The 9,387-nt window shown below is 67.7% G+C and carries 10 protein-coding genes, 1 tRNA gene and 1 pseudogene; 5 read left to right on the forward strand and 7 right to left on the reverse strand.

All coding sequences use genetic code 11. The features are described 5' to 3' along the window. Positions 1–134: pseudogene (locus VFQ64_RS04855) on the forward strand (IS30 family transposase); the annotation flags it as partial. Positions 135–659: 525 nt separating this feature from the next. Here VFQ64_RS04855 and VFQ64_RS04860 read toward each other — a convergent pair. Both VFQ64_RS04860 and VFQ64_RS04865 read right to left on the reverse strand, forming a co-directional pair. After that, positions 660–1,382, reverse strand: a complete 723-nt coding sequence (locus VFQ64_RS04860; protein ID WP_325102172.1) for an extensin family protein — start codon at positions 1,380–1,382, stop codon at positions 660–662. Further along, positions 1,382–2,140 (reverse strand): NUDIX hydrolase, encoded by a 759-nt coding sequence (locus tag VFQ64_RS04865; RefSeq protein ID WP_325102173.1) that lies wholly within the window; start codon positions 2,138–2,140, stop codon positions 1,382–1,384. Before VFQ64_RS04865 ends, VFQ64_RS04860 begins: the two co-directional genes overlap by 1 nt. Before the next feature lie 140 nt (positions 2,141–2,280). On the opposite strand from VFQ64_RS04865, the gene VFQ64_RS04870 reads away from it, so the two are divergent. Together VFQ64_RS04870 and VFQ64_RS04875 are read left to right on the forward strand one after the other, a co-directional pair. Then, positions 2,281–2,356, forward strand: a tRNA-Ala gene (locus VFQ64_RS04870). A 148-nt stretch (positions 2,357–2,504) separates the two neighbouring features. Beyond that, a complete protein-coding gene (locus VFQ64_RS04875; RefSeq protein WP_325102174.1) occupies positions 2,505–3,479 on the forward strand; it encodes a DUF2171 domain-containing protein in 975 nt (324 codons plus the stop codon). 121 nt (positions 3,480–3,600) lie between these two features. On the opposite strand, the gene ypfJ is transcribed toward VFQ64_RS04875, so the two are convergent. Beyond that, positions 3,601–4,503 carry a KPN_02809 family neutral zinc metallopeptidase gene (gene ypfJ, locus VFQ64_RS04880; protein WP_325102175.1) on the reverse strand — a complete coding sequence of 301 codons (903 nt, stop codon included), beginning with the start codon at positions 4,501–4,503 and terminating at the stop codon, positions 3,601–3,603. Between the two features lie 106 nt (positions 4,504–4,609). Between ypfJ and VFQ64_RS04885 the strand changes: the two genes are divergently transcribed. Continuing rightward, positions 4,610–5,395 (forward strand): 3-hydroxybutyrate dehydrogenase, encoded by a 786-nt coding sequence (locus tag VFQ64_RS04885; protein ID WP_325102176.1) that lies wholly within the window; start codon positions 4,610–4,612, stop codon positions 5,393–5,395. On the opposite strand, the gene VFQ64_RS04890 is transcribed toward VFQ64_RS04885, so the two are convergent. From VFQ64_RS04890 to aceA, 4 genes are all read right to left on the reverse strand, one after another. After that, a complete protein-coding gene (locus tag VFQ64_RS04890; RefSeq protein ID WP_325102177.1) occupies positions 5,392–6,003 on the reverse strand; it encodes a hypothetical protein in 612 nt (203 codons plus the stop codon). The two genes, VFQ64_RS04885 and VFQ64_RS04890, sit on opposite strands and share 4 nt — an antisense overlap. 32 nt (positions 6,004–6,035) lie before the next feature. Next, positions 6,036–6,989 carry a cation diffusion facilitator family transporter gene (locus VFQ64_RS04895; RefSeq protein WP_325102178.1) on the reverse strand — a complete coding sequence of 318 codons (954 nt, stop codon included), beginning with the start codon at positions 6,987–6,989 and terminating at the stop codon, positions 6,036–6,038. Between the two features lie 146 nt (positions 6,990–7,135). Next, positions 7,136–7,321 carry a hypothetical protein gene (locus VFQ64_RS04900; protein ID WP_325102179.1) on the reverse strand — a complete coding sequence of 62 codons (186 nt, stop codon included), beginning with the start codon at positions 7,319–7,321 and terminating at the stop codon, positions 7,136–7,138. Continuing rightward, complete coding sequence (gene aceA, locus VFQ64_RS04905; protein WP_325102180.1) at positions 7,321–8,631, reverse strand: isocitrate lyase; 1,311 nt, start codon at positions 8,629–8,631, stop codon at positions 7,321–7,323. The genes VFQ64_RS04900 and aceA overlap by 1 nt, the downstream gene beginning before the upstream one ends. Before the next feature lie 148 nt (positions 8,632–8,779). Here aceA and VFQ64_RS04910 point away from each other — a divergent pair. Next, positions 8,780–9,387, forward strand: a 608-nt coding sequence (locus VFQ64_RS04910; protein ID WP_325102181.1) for a helix-turn-helix domain-containing protein, incomplete at its 3' end; no start/stop codon positions are given.

Consider the following 9,387-nt stretch of genomic DNA (forward strand, 5'->3'; position numbering starts at 1 on the left):
GCGTCGATCTGTCGACCTTCAGTCAGGCCCAGCTCAGCACCATCGCCAGGCAACTCAACGAGAGGCCGAGAAAAACCTTGATGTACCAGACGCCAGCTGAGAAGTTCGCCCAAGCCGTTGCGACCACCGGTTGAACCCACCCCCAATTGCGGACATTCGACACACCGGGCAAAACAAGCGCATGGCATTGCGAAACTCTCTTGCGATCGCCGTCACCTGCCTTATTCTTAGCGGGTGCGGACAGGCGTTGGACGAAATGCCCCCGATCCTCATCGGTGCCACGACGACCGGCGGTAGCAACTCTCTTTGTGAAGGCGGTATCGAGCAGGGTTCGTCGCCTGAATCTGCCTCCCGCTCGCCTGAAATTGTCGAGCGGCTTCGGGTTGACTATCCACCCGGATCACCAGCCTCGAAACTTAGGACGAGCCTTTCACGGCAGGGGTTCATCATTCACAACGGTTGCTCGGCTGACAAAAGCGTAAGCTGGGCTGAGTTCCGGCAGCGCTGGTCCAACGGCGTTGCGAATTATCAGGCGGCGTTTTTTTGGGACAGTGTATTGGAAGCAGGATGCGGTCGGTCTTCTGATTTGGGCGACTGGCGATATTGCCTACACCGGCTTGTAGGTCGGCTTTCCACCACAAGCGGACGTTCACGCCCTGTCATCGACACGCCCGCCACCCCCAGCCGCCGCGGCTGGCCTGGTCGAGGTGGAGGTGGTCGCGGTGGGCGGCGTTGTAGTCGGGGCTGAGCACGGTGGCGTAGAGGTCGCAGGCGCCGGTGCGGACCTGCTTCAGGAAGGTGGCTTCGGGTCCGTCGCCGCGCCAGTCGGCGAGGATGCTGACCCTGCGGCCATCGGCGAGACGGAAGCCGGCGACGTCGAGCGCGTTTGCGGTGGCGTGCTCGCTCCAATTGTCGCGGCCGGCGATGCGGCGGCAGTTATAGCTGCCGAGATGGTCGATGCCGATCACCGACGTGCCGAGATATCTGCGCGCGGCGGGTTGCACCACCGACCATTCCCACATCGCCGCCGCGGCCGCGACCGGGCAGCTGAGCTGGGGTTCGTTCGGGGAGAGAGGGATGCGACGTGACCCTCCCGCCAGCCGCACCGCGCTGTCGTAGCCGCAGGATGGTCCATCGCGTCGCGCCGCCATGCGCTCGAAGCGGACGCCGGCGCGGCGCAGCAGCGCCTGGCAGGCGGAGGGATCGTTGCCCAACGCCACGAGCTTGCGGCCGGTGAAGGCCCCCGGCCGTTCCCCCAGATCGAGTGCCGTCCATGGCAGGTCCTGCGGCCGCCCCCGCAACGCCACCCAGAACAGGAACAGCGCCAGTCCGATCAGCATCGCCACCGCCGCCGCGCGGACCAGGCGGCGCAGATGGCGCATCAGCCGCGCATGGCGCTGTTCATCGCCTCCGACGTGACCGGATAGCCGGCATCGCCGGGGATGCAGAGGTGCGTGCGGCCGTCGCGCTCCTCGGCATAGGGGGTGATGGTGCGGACCGGGATCGCGCGGGCCTGCGCGGCGGCTTCGTCGAAGCTGGCGAACTGCGCGAGGCGTTCGAGGTTGCGGCGAGTGGGATAGATGATCGCCACTCGGCCGGCATCGGCGTCGGCGAGCACCTGCGCAGCCGTCGCCCAGAGCAGGCGCACATTCTCGGTCTCGTCGACGCTTGCGACCGGCGCATCGGCGGGGAGGCGCGCGAGATAGAAGCGGGTGTCGAAGATGCGCATGTGCGCGTGCGCGGGGAGCCAGCGCGCGAAGGGTACCAGCTGGTCGAGGTCGAGCCGCGTGTCGGTCGCTGCCAGCGCCTGCGCGAATGGCGTGTTGGCGTGGAGCGCTTCTCGCAGCGCAATCAGCGTAGCGGGGTCCGGAGCGGGCGAAAGGCCGATCGGCAGGCCGGCTTCCTCGATTGTCTCGCGGATCGCGGCGATGCGTGCGGCGGTGTCTTCGCGGTCGCCGCCGAGCTGTTCGGCCATGGCGTAGTCGCCCGCGTCGATACGGCCGCCGGGGAAGACCAGCGCGCCGCCGGCGAAGACCATCGCCTTGGCGCGCTCGACCATCAGGAGCTCGGCTGCGGCGTCGGAACGGTCGCGGAAGACGACCAGAGTGGCGGCGGGGATGGGAGTTTGCTGGTCGGCCATGGAACGGTTGTAGCGCGATTCCTGTGCATCGCGGGAGAGGCTTTGCGCCCTCGAGGCATCGTTAGCTGTGTTGCATACGCCGGAGAGTGCCGGTAAAGGCGTCGCTCCCGTGGCGGCGAGGCCTGCCAACGGGTGTGCGCGGGGCTGTAGCTCAGATGGGAGAGCGCTGCAATCGCACTGCAGAGGCCAGCGGTTCGATTCCGCTCAGCTCCACCACGCACAATTGCAGAGCGGTGCCGGCTTATCCCGGCGACCGGCTTAACCTGGAACAATATCTGGCGTCGCGCCTTGGTCGAGACGGTGCCGCGCAACGGCCCAACAACGCCGCGCGCGTGCCGCAGGACCAATGATCCAGGAGGTCACGATGGCCTACGAACGCAACACGCGCGGGGGCGACCGCGACGACTTTTACGGCGGCACCGCGGCGGAACACTATGGCGCCGGCCGCGATGGCTATGGGCGCGACTATGGTCGGCAGGCTTATGGCCGTCAGGAATTCGGTGGCGAGGGGTACGAGCAGGGCGACCGTCCGCGCGCCGGCGACCGGGACGGTCAGCGCGGGTGGAACAGCGAGGATCGCCGTCGCGGTTACGACGGCAGCGCGGGCGATCGTGGTTCCTATGAGCGATCCCACGGCGCGCGTGACCTGCCAGCCGGCGACCGTTGGCGACGGGTCGGCGTCTACGGCGCGGCCCGCGATGAGGATCGTGGCGACGGTCGCGATGCCTATCGCCAGCAGCGCGGCAGCTACAGCCGCCAGCCGCAGGACCATGACGACGATCGCGGATTTCTCGCCCGCGCCGGCGACGAGGTCAGGTCATGGTACGGCGACGAGGAGGCGGAGCGGCGTCGCGAAGCGGATGCGCGCCACAGCGACCATGAAACCGGCCGCAGCAGCTATGGCCGCGACGAGCATTACCATAGCTGGCGGGCGCAGCAGCTGTCCGCCTTCGATCGTGACTATCACGAATACCGGCAGGAGAATCAGGCCAAGTTCCACAGCGAGTTCGCCGTCTTTCGCAGCGAACGTCAGGGGCAGCGCGATCTGCTCGCGCAGGTCACGGAGCATGCCGAGGTGGTCGGATCGGATGGCCAGCATGTCGGCACGGTGGACAAGGTTCGCGGCGACCGCATCGTCCTAACCAAGAACGATGCCGATGCCGGTGGCCGGCACCACTCGATCCCCTCACGCTGGCTGCAGTCGGCGGACGGCGGCAAGGTGGTGCTGCGCAAGACCGCGTCGGAGGCGCAGCAGCACTGGCCCGACGAAGAGCGCGAGGAGCAGGGCGACAAGGGGTTGTTCGGTGATCGCGATGAACGGCAATTGGATGAGGGCTGAGGGAGCATCCGACCAACCTCAACCGGAGCTTCTCGGGGACGTACTGACAGTCTGGCTGGCTGAACAAGATGGGCCCGGACGGTGACGTCCGGGCCCTTTCCTCGTGCGGTTGAGCTCTACCTCAGATCGCGCCGCTGAACGTGTCGCACTGCGCCGGGTCGCCGGACTGCAAGCCGCGCTGGAGCCAGCGTTGGCGCTGGGCGCTGCTGCCATGGGTAAAGCTTTCCTGGTTCACCGTCCCCGAGCTCTTCTTCTGCAACGTGTCGTCGCCGATCGCCTGCGCGGCGGTCATGCCCTCCTCGACATCGCCAGGGTCCAGCCGCTGCTTGTTCTGCGCGGCCCAAACGCCGGCGTAGCAATCGGCCTGCAGCTCTAGACGCACAGAGGCGGCGTTGCCCTCTTCGCGGCTCGCCGAACGCTGGATCTGCTGGACCTTGGCGGACGCGCCGGTCAGCGTCTGGATATGGTGGCCGAACTCATGCGCGACGACGTAATATTGGGCAAAATCGCCCTGCGCGCCGAACTTCGTGGAGAGCTCGTTGAAGAAGGTCGTGTCGATATAGATGCCGCGATCGAGCGGGCAGTAGAAGGGTCCCATCGCCGCCTGCGCGGCGCCGCAGCCCGACTGGCCGTTCTGGTCGAAGAACTGGAGCGATGGCGGCTCGAACCGGGCGCCGCTCTGCGCGAACAGTGCCTCCCAGGTGTTCTCGGCGCTGCTGAACGCGTTGCAGGTCGCCTTGCGCGCCGGATCGGCGGAGCAGATCGCCGTGGCGCCGGTGGTCTCGGCCGGGGCCGATCGCGACGTCGGCGCGGTGGTGCCGCCGCCGAGCATCGAGCCGATGCCGCCCAGGCCGCCGCTGAACACCGCCATCAGGATCAACAGCACGACGACCCCGCCGCAGCCGAACCGGCTGGCAACCATCGGCAGGAGGCCCATCAGCAACCCACCGCCGCCGCCGAACCCGCCACCGCGATTGCTCTGCGAGCCGACATTGATGTTGGGGTCGAAATCGTCGAGGCGCATGCGCGGATCCTAGCCGTTACGGCGGTGTAATGCTTCGGGCGGCTCCCGGGTTGCACGCCGCCGCACGGCTTGCCACAGCCAGGTTGGTAGAAGAGGACCAAGACCCATGTTCCTGAGCGGCAAGACGGCAATCGTGACGGGCTCCACCAGCGGCATCGGCCTGGCGATCGCGCGCGGGCTGGCGGGGGAAGGGGCGAGCGTCGTCGTCAACGGCTTCGCCGACGCAGAGGCGATCGAGGCGGCGCGGGGCGAACTGGCGACCGCGAGCGGGGCGCAGGCGCTGTACGACGCCGCGGACATGACCAAGCCCGAGCAGATCGCGGCCATGGTGGAGCGGACGGTGGCGGCCACCGGTTCGGTCGACATCGTCGTCAACAACGCCGGCATCCAGCATGTCGCGCCGATCGCCGACTTCCCGGTCGAGCGCTATGACGCGATCATCGCTATCATCATGTCGTCGGCCTGGCACCTGTCGCGCGCGGCGCTGCCGCACATGCGCAAGGCGGGATGGGGGCGGATGATCTCCACCGGCTCCGCGCACAGCCTGGTCGCGAGCCCAAACAAGTCCGCCTATGTGATGGCCAAGCACGGACTGGTCGGGCTGACCAAGACGCTGGCGCTGGAGGCGGCGACCGACGGCGTGACGGTCAACATGGTGTCGCCCGGCTATGTCTGGACCCCGCTGGTCGAGAACCAGATCCCCGACACGATGAAGGCGCGCGGACTGACGCGCGAGCAGGTGATGAACGACGTGCTGCTCGCCGCCCAGCCGACCAAGCGCTTCGTGACGCCGGAAGAGGTGGCGGCGCTGGCGCTGTTCCTGTGCCGAGAGGAGGCGCGCTCGATCACCGGCGCCAACCTGTCGGTGGACGGCGGCTGGACGGCGGCCTAGCGGGCAGGAACCAGCGCCGAGCCCGTCGGCACCGGGGCCGACACGGTCAGCGGCGGTAGCGTCGCCAGATACACCTTGCCCTCCTGGTTGATCTTGGTGACGCGGCGGTCGTTCGCCGCCTGGACGGCGAGCAGGTACGAGCGCGGCTTTTTCATCAGCTTGGGATGGTCGAGGCCGGTCAGCCCCGCGACGCGCGCCGCTTCCTTCACGAAGTGGACGCAGTTGCGGCTGTTGAGACTATAGGTGCCGTTGCCGGTCTTCTCGTCCCAGGCAGCGACCAGCTTCAGCATCGCCGCATATTGCGCGTCGGTGAGGACGACGGCGAACTGAGCGTCGCTCGATCCCATATAGGATCGCGGGTTCTGCATGATGCGGCCTGGAACCGAGCCGAACAGGATCGCCGGCGAGACGGTCTTGGCGGTGAAGCCATAATCCTTCTCGATCGGCGGACCACCCGCATCCGGCGTCCCGCGCAGGGTGATGAAGGCGTGCGGGAAGCTGTTGCCGAACTCGTGGCTCCAGAAAGTGACGGTCACCGCCGCCTGGGCGGGCACCGCGACGCCGAGCCACAGGAGGAGAACGAGCAGCGGGCGGAACAGTCTGGGCATCGGCGCTACTTACCGGCTGCATCCGAATGCGGCTAGGCCCCGGGTGGCGGAACCACGACGGCATCCTCGCGCTTCTCGGGGCGAATGTAAATTGACGACAGGACCGGCACCGCGGCCTTCAGCCGCCCCTCCAGATCCTTGAGGATCGCCTCGCCCTCGCCCATCGTGACCGCGTCGTGGAAATCTGCACTGATCGCGACGAACACCCGGTCGGGCGCGGTGTGGATCGTGCGGATGTGGTTGACGCTGGCGATCGCCGGATGGCCGTCGACCAAGGCATGGACCTGCGCGATGATGGTGGCGTCGGCGGGTTCTCCGATCAGCAAGCCCTTGGCTTCGCGTGCCAGGAACACCGCCACGATCGCCAGCACGGCGCCGATTGCGATCGAGGCATAGCCGTCGAGCTCGGGGCGGTCGAACCGGTGGCTTGCCCACACCCCGACGCCCGCGATGACCAGCCCGGCGAGCGCGGCCGAGTCCTCGAACAGCACCATGAAGCCGGCCGGGTCCTTCGACTGCCGCACCGCTTGCCACCACCCGAGTTCGCCGCGCGCCGTGTCGAACTCGCGCCGCGCGATGAACCAGCTGGTCCCCTCCATCACCACCGCCACCGCCAGGACGACATAGTTGATGGTCGGATCGCGCAACGGCTCCGGGTTATGGATGTGGTGGACGCCCTCGTATACCGATACGCCCGCGCCGATCGCGAAGATGAGGAGCGCCACGACGAAAGCCCAGAAATACAGCTCCCGGCCATAGCCGAAGGGGTGGACCGCGTCGGGCGGTCGCTTGGCCCGGTGCTGGCCATAGAGCAGCAGCACCTGGTTGAAGCTGTCGACGCAGGAGTGGAAGCCCTCTGACAGCATCGAGGACGAACCGGTGATGCCGGCGGCGACGAACTTGGCGATGGCGATGCCCAGGTTTGCCGCCAGGGCGCCGTAGAGCACGATGTCCTTGCGGACGCGGGCGATCAGGCTGTCGGCCATGGCGCCCCAACGCGCGACGGCGAGACCGGGTGCACGGAAATGCCCGCCGGGGGCCTGACGGCTCCGACGGGCATCCTTCCTCCCCAGGAAGACGTTGTTTTGTTGCCGCGCCGCCGGGTCGGCAGGCTGCGCCTGCCTCGCGGTCGCTAGCCGGCCCTTCCGAGCCGGTGATAGAGTTGGGTGAACTGGCGAGAGCGGGTGTCGTCGTCCGGCAGATTGCGGATGTATTCGCCGACCGCTTCCTTGAGCAGGTCGAAGTCCATCGGCGAGAGGACGGCGCGCGGGCGTCCGCCATCGCTGGGGCGCTCGCGCATGTCGATGTCGTCGCTCACTATGCGGCTTCCTTCTTGAACTGCGCGGCCTCGGTAGACTCCGCGAGCGCGGTGGTCGAGCTCTCGCCGCCCGCGACCGCCTGAGCGATCAGGTCGAAATAGCCGGTGCCGACCTCGCGCTGGTGACGCGTCGCGGTGTAGCCGGTCGCCTCGCTGGCGAACTCCGCCTGCTGCAGCTCGGAGTAGGCCGCCATGCCGCGATCGCGATAGCCGGAAGCGAGCTCGAACATCCCGTGGTTGAGCTGATGGAAGCCCGCCAGCGTCACGAACTGGTACTTGTACCCCATCGCGCCGATCTCGCGCTGGAACTTGGCGATCGTCTCGGCGTCGAGCTTGGCCGCCCAGTTGAACGACGGCGAGCAGTTATAGGCGAGCATCTTGTTGGGGAACCGCTTCTTGATCGCCTCGGCGAAGCGGCGCGCGTCGTCGAGATTGGGGTAGCTCGTCTCCCACCACAGCAGGTCGGCATGTTCGGCAAAGGCGAGGCCGCGTTTGATGCAATGATCCACGCCGGTGCCGTCCTTCAGCCGGAAGAAGCCCTCGGCGGTGCGCTCGCCGGTCAGGAACTCGTGATCGCGCTCGTCGACGTCGGAGGTGATGAGCTTCGCCGACTCGGCATCGGTGCGCGCGCAGATGATCGTCGGCACACCCGACACGTCCGCAGCGAGGCGCGCGGCGTCGAGGTTGCGAATGTGTGCCTGGGTCGGGATCAGCACCTTGCCGCCGAGATGGCCGCACTTCTTCTCGGACGCGAGCTGGTCCTCATAGTGCACGCCGGCGGCACCCGCCGCGATGTACGCCTTCATGATCTCGAAGCAGTTGAGCGGGCCGCCAAAGCCGGCCTCGGCGTCGGCGACGATCGGCGCGAACCAGTCGCGCTGCGCGCCGCCTTCCGAATGCTCGATCTGGTCGGCGCGCTGGAGCGCATTGTTGATGCGCTTGCACAGCTCCGGCCCGGCATTGGCGGGGTAGAGCGACTGGTCGGGGTACATGGCCCCGGCGGTGTTGGCGTCGGCGGCGACCTGCCAGCCCGAGAGGTAGATCGCCTTCAGCCCGGCCTTCACCTGCTGCAGCGCCTGCATCCCCGTCAGCGCGCCGAGCGTGGTCACCTGCGGCTCGGTCTTCAGCAGCTGCCAGAGCCGGCGGGCGCCCATATCGGCCAGGGTGTGCTCGATCCGGAAGCTGCCGGACAGCTTCGCCACATCCGCTGGGGTATAGTCGCGGCGGATGCCGTCGAAGCGGCCGGGCTCGGGGCGGCCACCGCCGAAGCTGCCATCGGGCGAATGGGTCGGGGCGGGTGTCTGGCGCATCACGTGTTCTCCTGGGCCGGCAAGTCCCGGCTCGCAGGGTCAATAATTCACATTGCAGCGCCGAAGTTGAGCTCCTAATGCTGTGAAAACCGGCAAAGAGGTTGCCGCTTTAACAGTACGCTTGTGAATTTCGTAAAGGCAGTGAAGCATGGCGCGTGCGCTGATCGGCCGGACCGTGCGCCGGTTGCGGCAGGAAAAGGGGCTGGCGCAGCAGGCCCTGGCCGCTCGGCTCGGCATCTCGGCCAGCTACCTGAACCTGATCGAGCATGACCAGCGGGCGGTCACCGCCACCCTGCTGATCAAGCTGACCGAGGCGCTGCAGGTCGACATCGCAGCGCTGTCCGGCATGCGGGAGAAGGCGATCGAGACCGGGCTGCGCGAGGTCATGTCCGACCCGCTGCTCGGCCTCGACCAGGTGCCGGAGGAGGAGGTCTCGACGCTGGCCGGCAGCGCGCCGAACGCGGCGCGCGCCATGCTGGCGCTGTACCGCGCCTGGCGCGTGGCGCGGGAGGATTCGGGCGGCATCGCCTTGCCCACGGGCCGGCGGATCCTGCTGCCGACCGAGGAGGCGCGCGACTTCTTCCACGACCGGTCCAACCACTTCGCCCAGCTGGAAGCCGCGGCGGAAGCCATCGCCGCGGAGATGGGCGTGTCGGCGCCGTCCGAGATGAACCATGCCGTGGCGCAGCGGCTGCGGCAGCAGCATGGCCTGGTCGTCACCGTGACGCCGCTATGCGGCCAGCTGCGGCGCTACGA

The organism is Sphingomonas sp. (assembly GCF_035714405.1).
Classification (GTDB): Bacteria; Pseudomonadota; Alphaproteobacteria; order Sphingomonadales; family Sphingomonadaceae; genus Sphingomonas.